Source organism: Alphaproteobacteria bacterium US3C007 (genome assembly GCA_034423775.1).
GTDB classification, from domain to species: Bacteria; Pseudomonadota; Alphaproteobacteria; order Rhodobacterales; family Rhodobacteraceae; genus Thalassovivens; species Thalassovivens spotae.
The window spans coordinates 1,661,850-1,679,982 of sequence record CP139918.1 but is presented as its reverse complement, the minus strand read 5'-3'; the positions used below and the strand labels follow the sequence as shown (position 1 = coordinate 1,679,982).

General features: G+C 53.4%; 16 protein-coding genes and 1 other RNA gene. 4 read left to right on the top strand and 13 right to left on the bottom strand.

Translation table 11 applies throughout. From position 1 onward, the window contains the following. Positions 1–5: 5 nt before the first annotated feature. The 5 genes from UM181_08105 to clpS all read right to left on the bottom strand — a co-directional run bounded on the left by UM181_08105 (position 6) and on the right by clpS (position 4,696). Positions 6–1,424, bottom strand: coding sequence for an FAD-binding oxidoreductase (locus UM181_08105; GenBank protein WQC64560.1), 1,419 nt, complete (start codon positions 1,422–1,424; stop codon positions 6–8). 73 nt (positions 1,425–1,497) lie between these two features. Next, entirely contained in the window at positions 1,498–2,391 is an 894-nt protein-coding gene (hemF, locus tag UM181_08100) for an oxygen-dependent coproporphyrinogen oxidase (protein ID WQC64559.1), read from the bottom strand. A gap of 99 nt (positions 2,392–2,490) precedes the next feature. Next, positions 2,491–3,291 (bottom strand): SDR family oxidoreductase, encoded by an 801-nt coding sequence (locus UM181_08095; protein WQC64558.1) that lies wholly within the window; start codon positions 3,289–3,291, stop codon positions 2,491–2,493. Positions 3,292–3,325: 34 nt separating this feature from the next. Next, positions 3,326–4,318 carry a class I SAM-dependent methyltransferase gene (locus UM181_08090; protein WQC64557.1) on the bottom strand — a complete coding sequence of 331 codons (993 nt, stop codon included), beginning with the start codon at positions 4,316–4,318 and terminating at the stop codon, positions 3,326–3,328. 39 nt (positions 4,319–4,357) lie between these two features. Further along, the gene (clpS, locus tag UM181_08085) at positions 4,358–4,696 is read right to left on the bottom strand and encodes an ATP-dependent Clp protease adapter ClpS (GenBank protein WQC64556.1); all 339 of its coding nucleotides are present in this window, start codon (positions 4,694–4,696) and stop codon (positions 4,358–4,360) included. A gap of 521 nt (positions 4,697–5,217) precedes the next feature. Between clpS and UM181_08080 the strand changes: the two genes are divergently transcribed. After that, complete coding sequence (locus UM181_08080; GenBank protein WQC64555.1) at positions 5,218–6,597, top strand: D-alanyl-D-alanine carboxypeptidase family protein; 1,380 nt, start codon at positions 5,218–5,220, stop codon at positions 6,595–6,597. Here UM181_08080 and UM181_08075 read toward each other — a convergent pair. From UM181_08075 to UM181_08055, 5 genes are all read right to left on the bottom strand, one after another. Then, positions 6,594–8,225, bottom strand: a complete 1,632-nt coding sequence (locus tag UM181_08075) for an ABC transporter ATP-binding protein (protein WQC64554.1) — start codon at positions 8,223–8,225, stop codon at positions 6,594–6,596. The two genes, UM181_08080 and UM181_08075, sit on opposite strands and share 4 nt — an antisense overlap. Beyond that, a complete protein-coding gene (locus tag UM181_08070) occupies positions 8,222–9,337 on the bottom strand; it encodes an ABC transporter permease (GenBank protein ID WQC64553.1) in 1,116 nt (371 codons plus the stop codon). The genes UM181_08075 and UM181_08070 overlap by 4 nt, the downstream gene beginning before the upstream one ends. After that, positions 9,334–10,413 (bottom strand): microcin C ABC transporter permease YejB, encoded by a 1,080-nt coding sequence (yejB, locus tag UM181_08065; protein ID WQC64552.1) that lies wholly within the window; start codon positions 10,411–10,413, stop codon positions 9,334–9,336. The genes UM181_08070 and yejB overlap by 4 nt, the downstream gene beginning before the upstream one ends. Before the next feature lie 8 nt (positions 10,414–10,421). Further along, positions 10,422–12,326, bottom strand: a complete 1,905-nt coding sequence (locus UM181_08060; GenBank protein ID WQC64551.1) for an extracellular solute-binding protein — start codon at positions 12,324–12,326, stop codon at positions 10,422–10,424. Between the two features lie 243 nt (positions 12,327–12,569). After that, positions 12,570–13,088, bottom strand: a complete 519-nt coding sequence (locus tag UM181_08055; protein ID WQC64550.1) for a cytochrome c family protein — start codon at positions 13,086–13,088, stop codon at positions 12,570–12,572. 111 nt (positions 13,089–13,199) lie between these two features. Here UM181_08055 and UM181_08050 point away from each other — a divergent pair, with 111 nt between their 5' ends. Continuing rightward, complete coding sequence (locus tag UM181_08050) at positions 13,200–14,030, top strand: prephenate dehydratase (GenBank protein WQC64549.1); 831 nt, start codon at positions 13,200–13,202, stop codon at positions 14,028–14,030. A 46-nt stretch (positions 14,031–14,076) separates the two neighbouring features. Here the strand turns inward: UM181_08050 and UM181_08045 are convergent, their stop codons facing one another. Continuing rightward, on the bottom strand, positions 14,077–14,505 hold the full coding sequence (locus UM181_08045) for a hypothetical protein (protein ID WQC64548.1): 429 nt from the start codon (positions 14,503–14,505) through the stop codon (positions 14,077–14,079). 48 nt (positions 14,506–14,553) lie between these two features. Then, positions 14,554–15,504 (bottom strand): NAD(+) diphosphatase, encoded by a 951-nt coding sequence (gene nudC / locus UM181_08040; GenBank protein ID WQC64547.1) that lies wholly within the window; start codon positions 15,502–15,504, stop codon positions 14,554–14,556. A 109-nt stretch (positions 15,505–15,613) separates the two neighbouring features. On the opposite strand from nudC, the gene ffs reads away from it, so the two are divergent. Further along, positions 15,614–15,712, top strand: an RNA gene (ffs, locus tag UM181_08035) — signal recognition particle sRNA small type. 5 nt (positions 15,713–15,717) lie between these two features. On the opposite strand, the gene UM181_08030 is transcribed toward ffs, so the two are convergent. After that, a complete protein-coding gene (locus tag UM181_08030) occupies positions 15,718–16,203 on the bottom strand; it encodes a dual specificity protein phosphatase family protein (protein WQC64546.1) in 486 nt (161 codons plus the stop codon). A 99-nt stretch (positions 16,204–16,302) separates the two neighbouring features. Here UM181_08030 and UM181_08025 point away from each other — a divergent pair, with 99 nt between their 5' ends. After that, positions 16,303–18,126 carry a DNA polymerase III subunit gamma/tau gene (locus UM181_08025; GenBank protein ID WQC64545.1) on the top strand — a complete coding sequence of 608 codons (1,824 nt, stop codon included), beginning with the start codon at positions 16,303–16,305 and terminating at the stop codon, positions 18,124–18,126. Positions 18,127–18,133: the final 7 nt, after the last annotated feature.

Below are 18,133 nucleotides of genomic sequence, written 5' to 3'. Positions count from 1 at the left end.
CGGATTTAATCGGCCGCGGGCACCACTTTACCTGGATTCATGATATTATTTGGATCAAGGCTGTGTTTGATCGCCCGCATCACCTGCAAAGCCGCTTTATTTTTACGGCGCCGCATCGACGGTAATTTTGTTAAGCCTATGCCATGTTCGGCGGAAAAGCTGCCCCCCATGCTAAGCGTTACATCTTCAACCGCTTCCATAATATCATCCTGCACGGCTTTGTCGTGGCTTGCGGGCCAAACCGCATAATGCACATTGCCATCGCCCAAATGCGACACCACCAAAGCTGCGGCCTGCGGATCTATCTCTGCCAGACGTGTTTTCATCTGATCTAAAAACGCCGCAACAGACTCAAGCGGAAGCGCTATATCATTATTGACCAATCTTGGATGGCTGGCCGTTACTTCTGCCGCCTGCTCGCGGCGCTCCCAAAATGCAATGCGCTGGGCTTGATTCTGCGCCACCACCGCATCAAGAATCGCGCCCGCTTCAAGATGCGCTGCCAGCAGCGTTTCGAAATGTTGCATCAATTTGGGCTGGCCCGTCACATCCTGCGCCGCCAAATCCGCGCTGGTGCTGGCAAGCTCAACCAAAATATTGGTGTCATGAACCTGTGCAAAAGGCTGGCGGGCATTTGGAAACAGCTTTTGGTGCTGCTCCATGTAAAACCCGGGCATATATTCAAACGCCTCAACCGCGCCGCCCGTCGCGTGCTGAAGATCGTTCAACAGCGTCAGCGCGGATGCAAGCGATGTAGTGGCGATCATTGCCGTTGCGTATACTTTGGGTTTTGCCTGCAATTTCATCACGGCCGCGGTGATAATCCCAAGCGTACCTTCAGCACCGATCATCAAATGCTTCAAATTATAGCCAGAATTGTCTTTATGCAGCTCTGACATCAGGTTCATAATTTCACCATTGGGCAGCACAACCTCTAGGCCAAGGCACAGATCGCGCGTGTTGCCATAGCGCAAAACGTTTGATCCACCCGCGTTGGTGCTGAGAACGCCACCAAGCGTTGCTGACCCGCGCGCGCCGAAAGTCAGCGGAAATAAAAGGTCTTCGGCATCTGCTGCGGCGTGAAGATTCGATAAAATCACACCTGCCTCAACGATTGCCACTTTTGATTTGGGCCGAATTTCACGAATAGCGGCCATCCGCTCGAGCGATAGAACAAGCGCCGCCTCGCCGCAGGTGCCCCCGGCAAGGCCCGTATTCCCCCCCATCGGTACAAGTGGAATCTTCAGCCGATTGGCCAATTTCACCACCTCTGACACCTGCTCTGTGGTTGCTGGGCGAATGATCGCCCGGGGTTGCCACTGATATTGATGAAGCCAATCGCTGCTATAGCGCGCCATATCTGTGCCCGTCAAAACATGGCGCGGCCCAACGATCTGGCCTAAATCAGAAATCAGTTGATCCATCATCACCGCCTCGAACAGTTATAAAAGGAAGCAAGCCCATGCCAGGCGCGTTTATCGTGCAGCTCCATAAGGCCTAATACCATTTGGCCACGGGGGGCAGGCTCATCAAAACCGCATCCGCATCATGGCCGGTTGTCAGACCAAATTTGGTGCCGCGATCATACACCAAATTATATTCTGCATAAAGCCCGCGATGGCGCAGTTGAACCTCTTTATCCTGCGCATCGAACGCGTCCTGAAGATGTTTTTCAACCAGCGGAATATAGGCGGGCAAAAAGGCCCGACCGATATCTTGGGTCAAGGCGAAATCTGCAGCCCAATCGCCGCTATTGCGATCATCCATAAAAATCCCCCCCACGCCGCGCGCCCGTTTGCGATGCGGGATATAAAAATACTCATCCGCCCATAGCTTCAATTTCGGATAAAGCGCGGGGTCGTGGGGATCCAGATGCGCTTTTTGTGTAGCATGAAAATGCGCGGTATCTTCAGAATATTCGATGCAAGGGTTCAAATCAGATCCGCCGCCAAACCACCAGGCATGCGGGGTCCAGAACATCCGTGTGTTCATATGCACCGCTGGACAATGCGGGTTTTGCAAATGCGCCACCAGCGAAATCCCTGCCGCCCAAAACCGCGGATCCTCTTGCATGCCAGGAATGCCCATGCGCGCCGCCATGGCTTTTTGCGCTTCCGCCCCCAGTTGCCCATAGACGGTTGATACATTGACCCCCACTTTTTCAAAAACGCGGCCATTGCGCATTACGCTCATCAAACCGCCGCCTGCATCCGAGCCATCGTCCGAGCTGCGTTTGGTTTCTTTCACGTCAAATTGGCCAATCGGCGCATCCGCAAAAGGCCCTGTAGCATGCGCGGATTCAAGCGTTTCAAAGGCCGAGACGATTTGATCACGCAAGCTGCGAAACCAAGCGCTCGCCTGTTGTTTTTCAATCTCTGTAATATCGCCCATGATTTTATATCCGCTGCTCTTGATGAATTGGTGCACACCATTGCCTGTGAGGCAGGCACCGTCAAGCGAAACACAAAGCATTTTAATCAGCTGCGGGGCTTAATGCGCGGGCGCTTCAACGGGATCAATCAAGGTTCTTCCACCATCCACGGTAAGAATTTGGCCCGTCACAAAGCCAGAACTTTCCGAGGCTAAATATTGCACGGTTTCCGCCACATCTGACGCGGGCGCAATCCGCCCCATCGGTGTGTGATTTTCAATATCTTTGCGGAAGGATGGTTGCTCTTTTAAAGCCATTTGCAGGCTTGAGGACATCACCGAGCCGAAGGCAACCGCATTCACGCGGATCCGGTGCGGCGCCAAGCCAACCGCCATTGAGCGCGTCATCTGATCTAGCGCCGCAGTTGACATGGAATACGCCAGCAAATCAGGATGCGCGCGGCGCGCCGCGACGGAAGATAAGTTCACAATCGATCCCGCCTGCCCCAGCTCTTGACCCGCGCTTTGTTTAATCATGCGCTTGGCCACCAATTGTGATAGGCGCAGGCTCGTCATAACATTTTGTTCCAGCATTGTCTCAACGGACTTATCATCTTGATTCAGAACATCAGATGGCATCACCTGACGCGATGCATTGACCAAAATATCCACTTGGTCAAAACTGTCTAACGTCGCAGACAGCAAATTTGCGATGGTCAATTTTTCGCGCAGATCTCCCGCGAAATATTCAACCTGAGCCCCATCTGGCACGGCCGCAACTTCTTTGGACAAGCCCGCTTCATCCATATCAGCGCACATCACATTCGCCCCAAGCGCCGAAAAATGCCGCGCAATAGCGAGGCCAATTCCATGCGCGGCCCCCGTCACAATGGCCGTTTTCCCATCAATTGAAAAAGACATGAGCGCCTCCGATTCGCTGCGCATCCTACCGGATTTATGCCTTGCGAGCGAGAGGCCGTTCTGCGGTGAGGATTTTGAACCCATTTGCCTGCGCCAGCGTCTGCCACTGCTTGAAACAGGTCGATAAGGTGGTTTCGTAAGGCAATGACCGGTTGGCCACCAAAAACAAACGCCCCCTAGGCGTTAAATTGTCCGCGGCAGCGCGAATAAAATCTTGGCCCAATCTTGGCTCTGCGGCGCGGCCAATATGAAAAGGCGGATTCATAATCACGGCGTCCAGCTTTTGTGGTGCCCGCCACTGCGCCACATCCTGCCATTCTGCTTGTACCCGCGGATCGGGGCAGTTTTTGGCCAGACAATCCAAAGCGGCACGATCTGCCTCAACGCAATACAGCTTTTTAAGCGCCGGCGATTGCAATAAATGCCGGCTTAGATACCCCCAGCCTGCGCCAAAATCTGCCACATTTCCTGAAATATCACTGGGCAATGTCTCGGCCAAAAACCGCGAGGCCTGATCAATAGCATCGGCAGAAAATACGCCCGGGCGAGTGACAAACCCCTCTTCGATGGGCTCAAACGCATCCGCTTGCCATTGGGGCAGGCCGGTTTCTGGGCGAAACCATACAAGTTTACCATGGGCTTTGGAAACTGAACCCAAAAGGGTTTCGTGCCCTTTCAGCGCTTTGATCAGGCTTTCGATGCCTTGGCTCTTGGCCCCGTCAACCAGAACCACGCCATCTGGAGCGGCGCGGCTGGCTGCAAACACCAAATGCCGCGCCAAACGCTTTGAGCGCGGTACATACACCACGGCCAGATCAACTGGCGCTTCAGGCCGCTCGCGCCATGTATAGCCTGCGGTTTCAAGGGCGGTGATTTGCGGCTTAAATCGGTGCAGGAATTGCAGATCCAACCGCTTTAAAGGGGCCAAATCCAGCGCCTGTTCCGGGTGCAAAGCCAGGCAACGGCCGCGCTCGGGTAAGCGCAGGCCAGTCTCCACCAGCGCATGATCTAAACGGGAATGGAACATAGGAAAAGAGCGCCCTGTGTTTGAATGTTCAGGCGCCGCCTACTCTTTTTCCATCGTGCATTGCAAGGGGTGTTGGTTTTGGCGCGCCGAATCCATCACCTGGGTAACTTTGGTTTCGGCCACCTCATGGCTGAACACCCCTACAACCGCCAAGCCTTTTTTATGAACTGTCAACATAATATCAAATGCTTGCGCGTGGTTCATGCCAAAGAAGCGCTCAAGTACCAACACCACGAATTCCATCGGTGTATAATCATCATTTAACAGCAAAACTTTATACAGCGGTGGCCGTTTGGTCTTGCTGCGCGTATCAACCAAAACATTCTGATCTGTGTCATTCTCAGATGAAGCGATCACATCAAGATCAAACCCTATCATATCATCCTCGGACTAAAGCTGCGCTGCGTTCGCTTTAATATAACGTGTCTTGCTTAAGAGAAAAGGGTTGAGGCTTCTATAAAAGAAGAAACCGACCCCTCCCATATATGCGCTCTGCTTCAAACTTGATAAATAAATGAGCCTTTTGCAAAAATTTATGCACTCCCTTGTCAAAATTATCATACGGATAATTACAAATAGACCGTTTCTCGAACGTCACGCGCATTGTTGTAAAACCTACCCAGCCAGATCTTTCGCCCAAAACCCAATTCTTTAGAACAAAAACGGCGCCAACAACCCTAACCGCCAACGCTGCGTTTTTGAAGCATTGTGATTTTACCACAACAGGGCAGCCCAAAGGGATGGCCACGCGGCGCCAGACCCTGCGCAGCCATTCTCTTAAATTTCTATTTTAACCATAGAATTGAAAGCTTTATTCGTAGAGTCTGATGTGTTACACATAAAAAAAATAAAAAGTCAGCCAAAAAATTGGCGGCATGAGGCAGATAAGGACGATCAAAATGGTAAGACGGCATAAAAAGCCGGCTCGCATCGGGCTATGTATTGCAGCAGCGATTTGGATGATGGTCATCGTACCGCTCAGCGCCAGCGCCGCCCCTTACGCAGCCATGGTGATCGATGCCCGCACCGGCAAAACCCTACATTCAGAAAACGCCAACACGCGCTTACACCCCGCCTCTCTTACCAAGATGATGACGCTTTATGTGGTTTTTGAAGCCGTTGAGGCCGGCGAAATCTCACTGGATAAGAAGGTACGCATTTCGCGCGCGGCAGCCTCAGAGCCACCTTCAAAACTGGGGTTTCGCGAAGGCCAGCGCGTGGCGCTGCGCCATTTGATACGCGCCGCGGCGATTAAATCTGCCAATGATGCAGCAACCGCGCTTGGCGAAGCAATTGAGGGCTCGGAAGCGGCCTTTGCGCGGCGAATGAACCGAACCGCAAAAGCTTTGGGCATGACCCGTACAACTTTCAAAAACGCCCATGGCCTGACCGAGAAAGGGCATTTATCAACAGCCCGGGATATGACCATTTTGGGGCGGCACTTATTTTACGACTATCCCGATTATTATCATTTATTTTCACGGATCACACATAAAGCAGCAAATAAAAATGTGCGGAATACAAACCGCAAATTCTTAAGAAATTACAAAGGCGCCGACGGTATTAAAACCGGCTATACGCGCGCTGCCGGTTTTAATCTTGTGGCCTCAGCGCAGCGAAATCAAGAACGGGTCATCGTAACCGTTTTTGGTGGAAAATCCACCAAAACACGCAACGCGCAAGTGGCCAAACTGATGGATTTGGGCTTTCGTGAAGCGCCAAGTCAAGCGCGGGTTTCAAAGCCCACCAAACCGACCTATGCGCAAGCGGGCATAACCACCCGCCAGCATATGGCTCCGAAAACCAGCCTGCGCCCCAAAGCGCGGCCCATACTGGGCGAGACAAGCGAAAACCTTGCCAATCAAAACCTGCAAAAGCACGTGAAAAAAGCCTTAGAACAAGCGCAAAATCAGGGGGTTAAAAACCCAGATGTTACGCTTGCAGGCTTAGGGCCAAAACCGCGGCCAAGAGATACCCGCCAGAGCACACAGAACGCAGCCGAAATCCGCGAAATTGTCACGCGCATTTCAGCCCAGAGCGGCCAGCCGGATTGGGCGATCAATATTGGCCGGTTCGCAAGCCGGTTCGCCGCTGAAAAAATGCTTCTGCGAACCGCGCTCTCAGAAATGGCCACATTGCAGGGCACACAGCGCAAGATAATAATCCAAAGATCCGGTTATGATGCAAATTTTGTGGGCCTAACGCGCGAGGGCGCAGATCTGGCCTGCCGCAAGCTGCAGGCGCGCAGCATCAATTGCTTGATGATTGGCCCTGGCTAAACCGACCCTGTGTCCAAAGGCATTTCGGCAGACGGCCCAAACGCCGCCGCCATCAAACCGCGGGTATATTGCGTTTTGGGTGCCTCAAACACCTCAGAAACAGGCCCATGTTCCACCACGTCACCCTCTTTCATCACGATCACAGTATGCGACATAGCGCGTACAACACGCAAATCGTGACTGATGAATAAATAAGCCAGGCCGTGGGCTTTTTGTAGATTACGCAACAGATCAACAATTTGCACTTGCACCGTCATATCCAGCGCCGATGTGGGTTCATCCAACACAACCAGCTTTGGCCGCATCACCATCGCGCGGGCAATCGCAATGCGCTGCCGCTGGCCCCCTGAAAACTCATGCGGGTAGCGGTGCTGCATCTCAGGGTCCAGCCCAACCTCCTGCAAAATCTCTTCCACCAGATCCTCTTGCGATCTGCCGCTTGGCGTGCCATGCACCCCCAACCCTTCTGCAATGATCTGCGCGCAGGTCATTCGTGGCGACAGTGACCCGTAAGGATCTTGAAACACGATCTGCATATCCTTGCGCAGCGCGCGCAAATCGCGGGTTTTAAGCGCGCCAATATCGCGCCCGTCAAATGCGATTTTTCCCTCGAAAGAAATCAACCGCATGATGGCCATCGCCAAAGTTGATTTCCCCGATCCACTTTCCCCCACGATGCCAATAGTTTCACCCGCCCGCAGCGTTAAACTGACATCATTCACCGCCTTCACATGTCCAACGGTGCGCTTCAACACGCCACGCTGGATGGGAAACCAAATCTTAGCGTTCGTGGCTTGCGCAATCACAGAGGCAGATGGGTCAAACGGTTGCGGCGCCCCGACCGAATGCGCATTTAACAGTTTTTGCGTATAAGGGTGCTGGGGGGCCTTGAATATATCTTTGGTGGGCCCGGTTTCTACGATTTTCCCATCCTGCATCACGCACACGCGATCCGCAATCTGACGCACAATTCCAAGATCATGGGTAATAAACAGCATCCCCATCCCATCCTGTTGCTTCAACAGCATCAATAAATCGAGAATCTGTGCTTGAATAGTAACGTCCAGCGCGGTGGTCGGTTCATCCGCGATTAAAAGCTCAGGTCCATTCGCCAAGGCCATCGCAATCATCACGCGCTGGCGTTGCCCGCCCGACAATTGATGCGGATAGGCGCCCAAGCGGGACGCGGGATCGGGCAGGCCAACGCGCTCAAGCAACGCGATAATCCGCGCCTCTATCTCTGCGCCTGTCAGGCTTTGACGCGGATCCTGATGCAGCTCAATTGACTCGCGCAATTGCTTTTCAATCGTGTGCAATGGATTCAAGGAGGTCATCGGCTCTTGAAAAATAAAGCTGATTTCATTGCCGCGCACTTGCTGCAGCAAATCCCGGCTTGCCCCAACCATTTGCTGGCCATTATAACGGATAGAACCCGTGACTTTTGCATTCGCCCCCAGCAACGCCACGCTGCTCATCGCGGTCACAGATTTGCCAGATCCGCTTTCGCCAACCAAAGCCACCACTTCACCGCGGGCCACCTCAAAACTGACCCCGCGTACCGCGTCAACCTGCCGCCCATCCTGCGAAAACGCCACGTTGAGATCTTGGATTTGCAGCACGGCGCTCATTGAAACGTCTTTCTGGGGTCAAACGCATCGCGCACCCCTTCGAAAATAAACACCAGAAGGGCGAGCATAATGGCAAAAGTGAAAAAGGCGGTGAACCCAAGCCAAGGCGCTTGCAGGTTTTGCTTGGCTTGCAGCGTCAATTCGCCCAAAGACGGGCTGGAAGAAGGCAGGCCAAAGCCTAAAAAATCTAAACTGGCCAAGGCACCGATGGTCCCGGTAACGATAAAAGGCAGAAGCGTTAGGGTGGCCACCATCGCATTTGGCAACATATGGCGAAACATGATCGTCCAATTGCTGACACCCAGCGCCCGCGCCGCGCGCACATATTCCAAATTGCGCGCCCGCAAAAATTCAGCGCGCACCACACCCACCAACCCCATCCAACCAAACAAGACGGTCAACACCACAAGCAAGGTGAAGCTTCGCCCCAATATCGCAAACATGATGATGATGATGAATAACGAGGGCACACCGCTCCAAATTTCGATAAAACGCTGAAACAAAAGATCGGTCAAACCACCAAAAAACCCCTGCACAGCGCCCGCAAAAATACCAAGCAGGCTGGACAGGGTGGTAACGATAATCGTGAACACGATCGACAAGCGAAACCCATAGATCACCCGCGCCAGCACATCGCGTTTGGTGTCATCCGTTCCCAGCCAATTTTGCGCATTCGGAGGCAAAGGCGCCGCGCCCGGGCGCTCGACAGACGTATCATAAGAATAAGGGATCAGCGGCCATAAGGCCCAACCCTTTTCAAAACCTGGGGTTTCGGGATCAAACACGCCGCTTGAAATTTGTGCGATCACCTCTTCTGGCGTGTCAAAGCAAATCTCCAGCCCACCGCTGCGGATTAAGCATTGCACCACGGGATCGCTATAGACCGCTTCGGTTTTGAAATCACCGCCAAAGGCGGTTTCGGGATAAAAATTTGTAATCGGGGTGAAATATTCTCCGCGATATTGCACCAAAATAGGCTTATCATTGGCGATCACTTCTGCAAATAGCGACAGCCCAAAGATCACGCTAAAGATCCAAAGCGACCAATAGGCACGCCGGTTGCTTTTGAAGTTGCGCCAGCGACGTTGGTTGAGCGGCGATAAACGGCTCATCCTTCGCGTCTTTCGAAATCAATTCGCGGATCTACAAACACATACATCAGATCCGATAAAATCCCCACGACCAACCCCATCAATCCAAACACAAATAATGTTCCAAAAATGACCGGGTAGTCCCGCGCAACCGCCGCTTCAAACCCCATGCGCCCAAGCCCGTCGAGCGAGAATATGGTTTCAATAATTAAAGATCCGCCGAAAAACACCCCAATGAATACCGCCGGAAAGCCCGCGATCACAATCAGCATCGCGTTGCGAAACACATGCCCCCACAGCACGCGGCGATCGCTTAACCCTTTGGCCCTTGCTGTAATCACATATTGCTTTTGGATTTCATCCATAAAGCTGTTTTTGGTGAGCAAGGTCAGCGTGGCAAAGGCTGAAATGGTGGATGCAATAATCGGCAAAGTGATGTGCCAGAAATAATCTACGATTTTTTCGCCCGGCGAAAGCTGATCAAAATAATCTGATGTGAGCCCACGCAGCGGAAATATTTGCAAAAAAGAGCCCCCAGCAAAGAGCACAAGCAGCAAGATTGCGAATAAAAACCCCGGAATTGCATAGGCGACAATAATCACCCAACTGGTCCAAGTATCAAAGCGCGAGCCATCCAGAACCGCCTTCCTGATCCCCAAAGGAATCGAGATCAGATAGGCCAGTAGCGTTGACCACAGCCCCAGCGAAATCGAAACAGGCATTTTTTCCAAGACCAAATCCACCACGCTGATCGATCGAAAATAACTTTCGCCAAAATCAAACCGCAGGTAATTCCACAACATGGTTAAAAACCGCTCTAGGGGCGGCTTATCAAAGCCGAATTCCTTTTCAAGCTCGGCGATAAATTCTGGGGGCAGCCCACGCGCGCCAACATAATCGCTGGTTTCACTGGCTTCTGCCACTTCGCTGCTGGTGCCTGAAAAGCTTTCAAACACATCCCCTTGGCCTTCCATATTGGCCAGAACCTGTTCAATTGGCCCACCGGGCACAAATTGCGTCAGCGCAAAATTGATCACCAAGATGCCCAACAAAGTCGGAAGCACCAATAACAGTCGCCGCGCGATATAAGCGCCCATGGGTTACGTTACCTCAATACACCGGCCGATTTTAACGCGGCGGCTTTCTGGTCATTATACCACCAATAATCCAAGTACCCCAGCGAATATGGCGCGATGATGTCAGGATGCTCATACATATCCCAATAAGCAACGCGATGCGTGGCGTTATACCATTGAGGAATCCAGAACCGGTAGGCCCGAAGTGCGCGGTCAAGCGCTTTGACCGCTGTGCGTAATTCAGCTTTGCTGCTGGCGGCGGTGACATGATCGATCAACGCATCAATGCCAGTCGATGAAATCCCAGCCGAGTTAAACACGGAGACATCCGCTGTTTCAGAACCAAAATACTGCTTTAAGCCTGCGCCGGGCTCTAAATTCATCGAGAATTGATCCGTGATGATATCAAAGTCAAAATTGCGCGTACGATCGGTATATTGCGCAGGATCGATGCGGTTATAAATTGCGTCTACGCCGGCGGCGCGCAGGTTTTCAACAAAAGGCAAAACCACGCGATCAAAGGCTGGGCTGCGTTCGATAAATTCGATCTGCAACGTCTCGCCTGCCGCGTTGCGCCGCATGCCATCTTCGCCAACGATCCAACCTGCAGCCTCCAGCAAGGCTGAGGCTTTGCGCAGGTTTTTACGATCTGTTGCCCGCGGCCCAGACTTGGGTGCCATCACCGCGTCATCGGTTAAGATACCTTCCGGAAGTTGGTCGACAAGCGGCGTTAGCAAGGCCAGCTCATCTACACCGGGAGGCCCCGAGGCGGCCATGTCAGAATTTTCCCAAAAGGAATTAATCCGCGCATATTGTCCGTAAAACAGCGATTCATTTGACCATTCGAAATTGAACAAAAGGCTCAGCGCAGCGCGCACTTGTGGATCAGAAAATTTGTCTTTGCGCAAATTCATCGCAAAACTTTGACCCGTGGCCATGCCCCCGTCGGGCAGAGTTTTTTTGACCATATGACCGTCATCCAGAGCCGAAAAATCATAACCGGTTGCCCATGTTTTCGAGGAATTTTCGATGCGCACCGTGTAAGCGCCCGCTTTGAAGGCTTCGAAAGCTGCATTGCCATCTGCAAAATACTCAACCCGTATCTGGTCAAAATTGCTGCGGCCGCGATTGATTGGAAGATCTTTGCCCCAATAATTGGGGTTGCGCGTATAAATCACGTTGCGGTTAATCTCATAGCGATCGAGCAGATACGGCCCAGAGCCGATCGCGGGCTCCATGCGGCTTTCATCCAACCTTGCGCCCGTACGCTTAAACCAGGCCTGCGACATGACCGGCAATCCACCCACGGTGGGGATCCGATCGCGCAGGGGCGAGTCGGGCAAGAATGTATATTGCACCGTCTTGCTATCGAGCACTTCGACGGTTTGAACAAATTCGCCAAGCACGGCGCGAAAACTCACCAGCCCCTGCTCAAGAAACAAATCATAGGTGAATTTCACATCCTGCGCGGTTACCGCGCTGCCATCGGAAAACCGCGCTTCGGGGCGAATGTGGAAGCGCACCCAACTGACATCTTCAGGATATTCAAGGCTTTCAGCCAGCAACCCATAGCTCGCGCCTACCTCATCTGCGGTGCCCTCGAGCAGGCTTTCAAACGGCGCCGAGGCCAAGGCAGCGGCGCGCCCTTTGCGCGAATAAGGGTTCATTGAGTCGAACGTACCAAACCCCCAAATCGAAATTTCACCGCCTTTGGGCGCGTTTGGGTTGACATAGGCGAGATGCGCGAAATCTGCTGGATAGTTCAATTCGCCAAAAAAGGAATAGCCATGGGTTTTTGTGCTATGACTCTCTGCCCAGAGGCTGCTGGCCAAAAGCAGAGTTGCCCATCCGAAGCATAAGCCAATCCAAACTCGGCTGTTTTGAACGCTCCACGATGTCGTTTTCACCACTGTTTTGCTTGAATGTCGTACCACAGGCCGCACCTCCCTTTAACGCTAATGATAAACATAGGCTACGACACAAAATATCCAAGCCACAAAACAACACAAAGTTTTGATGCATGGGCTTTATTGGGAAGCGTTCTGATAAAACGGTATCTATGCGCAATATGGGCCTCGAAGAGCCTAAGCCCTCTTGCTGATCACAAGCTCAGCGAAGCGTGCGCAGCGGCCGTTCGCAACGCTTCAGAGACTCTAAAGGAATTTTCTACGAATAGCTTACTGAGCGGCCTCAGCCAAATATGCGATCACATTCGCCCGGTCTTGAATTTTCTTAAGACCCGCAAAACCCATTTTGGTGCCAGGCGCATATGATTTTGGGTTTTCCAAAAACCCGTTCAGATTTTCGATTGTCCACACATCTGCCACTTCGATCAAGGCGCCCGAATAGCCATATCCATCTGCCGCAGCAACGTCGCGATCCACCACTTGATACAAATGCGGGCCGGTGCCATTGGCGCCATCTTCCAACTTGTGGCAGGCTTTACATTTGCCAAAGACCTTCGCGCCTTTGCCCGTATCGGCCATCGCCACCAATTCGGAAAAATCAACTTCTTCTTCCTCTTCGGCTTCCTCTTCAGCGGTTTCTACTTCAATATAATAGCCAGCCGCGTGTTCTTCGCCATGCCCGCCCCCCATATGATAGACTTCCTCGGCAACCCAATTGCCAAGCAAAAACACCAACAATGCGCCGCAAAGGCTGCCCACAACTTTGGTAAGTGTCATCGTGTCTAGCATTGCGTGAACTCCATCTGAATATGCCTGAGCGCTTTCTAATCGCTTCCACTCGCGGTATGCAAGGTGTAGAAACCGCGACGAAACGACCAAGTTGAAGAAAAGCAGAGAAAAATGACCGGAAAAATCGCATTTCAAGGCGAGTTGGGAGCGTATTCCCATGAAGCCTGCCAAGAGGCGCGCCCCGATATGACGCCGTTACCCTGCCGAAGCTTTGAAGATGTGATCGAAGCGGTGCGCAGCCATCAGGCGGATTTGGCTATGCTGCCAGTGGAAAACTCAACCTATGGACGGGTGGCCGATATCCACCGCCTCTTGCCCGATTCGGGGCTGCATATCATTGGCGAAACGCTCACCCGGGTACGGATCAGTTTGATGGCCTTGCCCGGTGTGCCCTTATCCGCGATCACGCAGGCTTTCGCGCATCCGGTCTTGCTGCCACAAGCACGGCGTTTTTTAAGCGATCACGCGATTGCGCCGGTCAGCGCGGTTGACAGCGCGGGCGCCGCGGCTGATCTGACGCAGAGTCAAAACCACGAACGCGGCGTTTTGGCCAGCGCTTTGGCTGCCGAGATCTACGGGTTGAATATTTTAGCAAAAAATATCGAAGATCATGGCCATAATACGACCCGGTTTTTGCATATGGCTCGCGCCCCGGATTTCACACGCCGCGGCTCTGGCACGATGATGACCACGTTTGTATTTCAAGTGCGCAATATTCCGGCCGCGCTGTATAAAGCCATGGGTGGGTTTGCCACAAATGGCGTTAATATGACCAAATTGGAAAGCTATATGGTGGGGGGCAGTTTTCAAGCCACCCAATTTTACGCCGATATCCAAGGTCATCCCGAGGATGAGAATGTGCAATTGGCCCTAGAAGAATTGGCATATTTTACTTCAGAGCTCAAAATTTTGGGGGCTTATCCCGCAGATACCGCGCGCTGAGCCTTCAACCCTATATTTTTTACAGACGCGCCATGGGCCTGCTGCTTTAGGGCAGCGCTAAGGCCAGCGCGATATAATGCTCAATTCCGGCTTGAAAACGCTTTTGTGTTTTATGGGCCGCCAGTTGGATCGCTTGTAAGCGCATGAACATGCGAAGGCTTAACGGGTGCAGCGTGCAGGAAATGCGCAAAAAGCATTGCGCTTCATCGCCAGCCTCAAGCGCAATATCGCACCGAATGAATAGCGCGGCCTCCTGCAGCTCAAAGCTCCAGTCTTGCGGCGTATCAAAACGCGGCACGCTTAGTTCAGGATATCGCATTTTACCACGAAACCAAAACTCTAAAGCCCAGTTACAGCTTAAAGGCTTTTGCAAATCGCCCCGCCGATCCTGCAAAATGCCCTGCGCTTCAGCAAGCGCTTCAAAGCGTTGGAAATCTGTCAGCCTTTGGCTGACGAACTCCAGCGAATGATTCAATCTATGTCGCGCCGTTAAATGCATCGGCCTATGATGATTAAAATGAAGTTAGTCTAAACGATCTGCAAGCCAATGCTGTAAAAGAAAATGCGCGATAGATCCAGCCCGGGCGGGCAGAATATCGGTGCGGATCCCCGCTACGATATCATTCAGCTCGGCCTTGCTGATCCAAAGCGCATCCTGCAATTCGTCGGGATCTATGGTGATATCTGTGTTGAGCGCCTCGCCATGGCAGCCAAACATGAGCGAATTTGGGAAGGCCCAAGGCTGTGATGCCAAATAGCTTACCGACCCCACTCGGATGCCCGATTCTTCCAAAACTTCGCGCCGCACCGCCGCTTCGATGGTTTCTCCAGGTTCCACAAACCCCGCCAAAAGCGAATACATCCCCTCGGGCCAATGCGGAGAGCGCCCCAAAAGGACGTTTTGTCCAGAGGTGATCAGCATGATCACAACAGGATCCGTGCGCGGGAAATGGCTCGCCGAACAGCGCGGGCACACCCGCTGCCAGCCCGATTGTGCGCTATCGCTGGCCGCCCCGCAACGGGCACAAAACCTATGCGATGCGTGCCAATGGAACATCGCCTTTGCGGTTGCGGATAATTCTGCATCGCGCGGCGACAAGGCTGTCATATACGAGCGCAATTCGCAAAATCGCAGCCCTTCTGCCAACTCTGGATGATATTGCTCTGACGGATCGTTAAAAGCACCCTCTGGCGGAAGGTCCTGATCGTTTGGCGACCAACTGGAAATATCAAAGGCAAAGATACGCTGCCCCGCCTCTTGGCCCAAAAAAACCCAAGGCGCCCCCACCGTTAAAGGCTGCGGCAGGAGCAATCGCACTAGGGGCGTTTCTGCGGCCTTATCAACCAGAATTTTACCCCGCCATAAAAGAATGACCTGATCGCCAGCTTGCGGTTGGCCCTGTGCGCTGCCCCGCAACTCTGCTGCACGATCAAGGGCCGACCCTCCAAATGTCACGGTTTCTGCCAGTTTCATTCTTTGCCCTCTCTTTGCCTTAAGCGCCCTGATGACATGATGATCAAGGCAGAGCAATCACCCGCGCGGGGAGGTTGCAGTTTTTTTTAAAACCCCCTAAGAGAGCAGGTGAGAGGTTGGCGCGGGCAGGCACCTCGCCAACCCGGTCAGATCCGGAAGGAAGCAGCCGTAACGAGCCCCGCTTGGGTCGTTGTCCAGCCTCTCACTTTTTTCTCACTCTTCAAAGGCGGCGCGCGCCCAACGCTCTTGCTCAGGCGTTTCGATGGCACAGGGCCGAACAGCGCGCAGATGAGACAACGCCACATCAGCGGATAGACCCGTCCGGCGCATAAGCCGCAAAGCGACCATCCCCGAGCGACCGCAGCCACCGAAGCAATGCACCAAAACCCGCCCCCCTTGGCCAAGCATACGACCTGCCTTTGCCTCAACCGATTGCCATCGCTTGGCATTTTCCGGCTTTGGCGTTTGATAATCTAAAATTGGAAAATGGCAGCACTGGATGCCTTGGGCCTTTAAATCTGCCGGAAAATCTGCAGCGCCCACGGGTTTCATTTCAGAGCGCTCCGTCAGGCTCAGCACCAAATCTGGGCGCCAAGCCAGAATCGCCGCAAAATCATTCAGATAGGGCGAAAACCGCCCCGGAAGCGGGCATAAGGCCAGCGCCGCATCGCCAATCGCAACGTCAAAAATTGAAAACACGCGCAGGCCTCCCTTTTTCGATCAGCCGTCTCTGCAGCCCCTAGACCTTCGCCTCACAACAGCTTAGCGTATAGGATAAGAGTATAACCGAGACCCAGCATGAGCGAAACCCCGACCCAAGGCTATCAAGTTCTGGCCCGCAAATACCGGCCAGAAACCTTTACCGATCTTGTTGGCCAAGAGGCGATGGTGCGCACGTTGCGCAACGCCTTTGAGGCAGATCGGATCGCGCAAGCTTTCGTGATGACAGGAATTCGTGGTACGGGCAAAACAACCACCGCGCGGATCATTGCCAAGGGTATGAATTGCATTGGCGCCGATGGCAGCGGCGGGCCCACCACCGAGCCCTGCGGAACATGCGAGCATTGTGTGGCGATTATGGAAGGCCGCCATGTGGATGTGCTGGAAATGGATGCGGCCAGCCGGACCGGCGTTGATGATATACGAGAAATCATCGAAAGCGTGCAGTATCGCGCCGCCAGCGCGCGCTATAAAATCTATATCATCGATGAAGTTCATATGCTGTCGACCAATGCGTTCAATGCGCTGCTGAAGACGCTGGAAGAACCCCCCGAGCATGTGAAATTTATCTTTGCCACAACCGAAATTCGCAAAGTGCCGGTCACGGTATTGTCGCGCTGCCAGCGGTTTGACCTGCGTCGGATCGAGCCAGATGTGATGATCGCGCTTTTGAAAAAAATTGCCGCGGCGGAGCAGGCAGAAATTGCTGCCGATGCCCTAGCCCTCATCACGCGCGCCGCCGAAGGCTCAGCCCGGGATGCCACATCGCTTTTGGATCAGGCGATCAGCCATGGCGCTGGAGAAACCTCGGCCGAGCAAGTGCGCGCAATGTTGGGACTGGCAGATCGCGGCCGGGTGATGGATCTGTTCGAAATGATTATGCGCGGCGATGCCGCCTCTGCGCTGAGCGAACTGGGCGGGCAATATGCCGATGGCGCAAATCCTTTGGCCGTGATGCGCGATTTGGCCGAAGTTACCCATTGGGTTTCGGTTGTTAAAATTACCCCAGATGCGGGAGAGGATCCAACCGTTTCTCCTGACGAGCAGATGCGCGGATTGAGCTTGGCCAAGGCCTTGCCAATGCGCGCCCTGACCCGCATGTGGCAAATGTTGCTGACCAGTATTGAAGAAGTGTCACAAGCACCAAACGCGATGATGGCGGCCGAAATGGCGGTGATCCGGCTTACCCATGTGGCAGATCTTCCCAGCCCCGAAGAGTTGGTGCGAAAATTAAAAGACATACCACCCCCTCCCGCAGGGGCGGGTTTAGCCAGCAGTTCGGGCGGCAGTTCGGGCTCTGGTGCTGGGCTAAGCGCCGCAACCGCTTTAACCGACAAACCGGGCGCGATTGCCACTGCATCCCCGACGCCATCCGCGCAAAGCCCCAGCGGCAATCAAAATGTCTCGACCCCAAGCGCGGTACTGGGCGGCGCTGAACAGGCTTTGGCCCTTAACACGCAACAGATGCTGGCCGCCTACCCCAGTTTCGATCATATTATAGATCTGATACGCGCGCAGCGCGATGTTCGGCTTTTGGTCGAAGTGGAAAGTTGCGTACAGCTGGCGCGGTATCAGCCGGGGCGGATTGAATTCGTTCCCACCGCTGATGCGCCCGCCGATCTTGCCCAACGCCTAGGCAGCCGGCTGCAATTATGGACGGGCCAGCGCTGGGCGGTGAGCTTGGTAAATGATGGCGGTGCCCAGACCATAGCGCGAATGCGCAGCAGTGCAGAAGAGGCGCTGAAGGCAAAAGCCTTAAGCCATCCGCTTGTAAAAGCGGTGTTTGACAGCTTTCCAAAGGCGCAGATCATAGAAATCCGCACCCCTGAAGATTTGGCTGCGGAGGCCGAGACCGACGCGCTGCAGCCCGTCGAAGACGAATGGGATCCGTTCGAAGAATAAGGTGGAC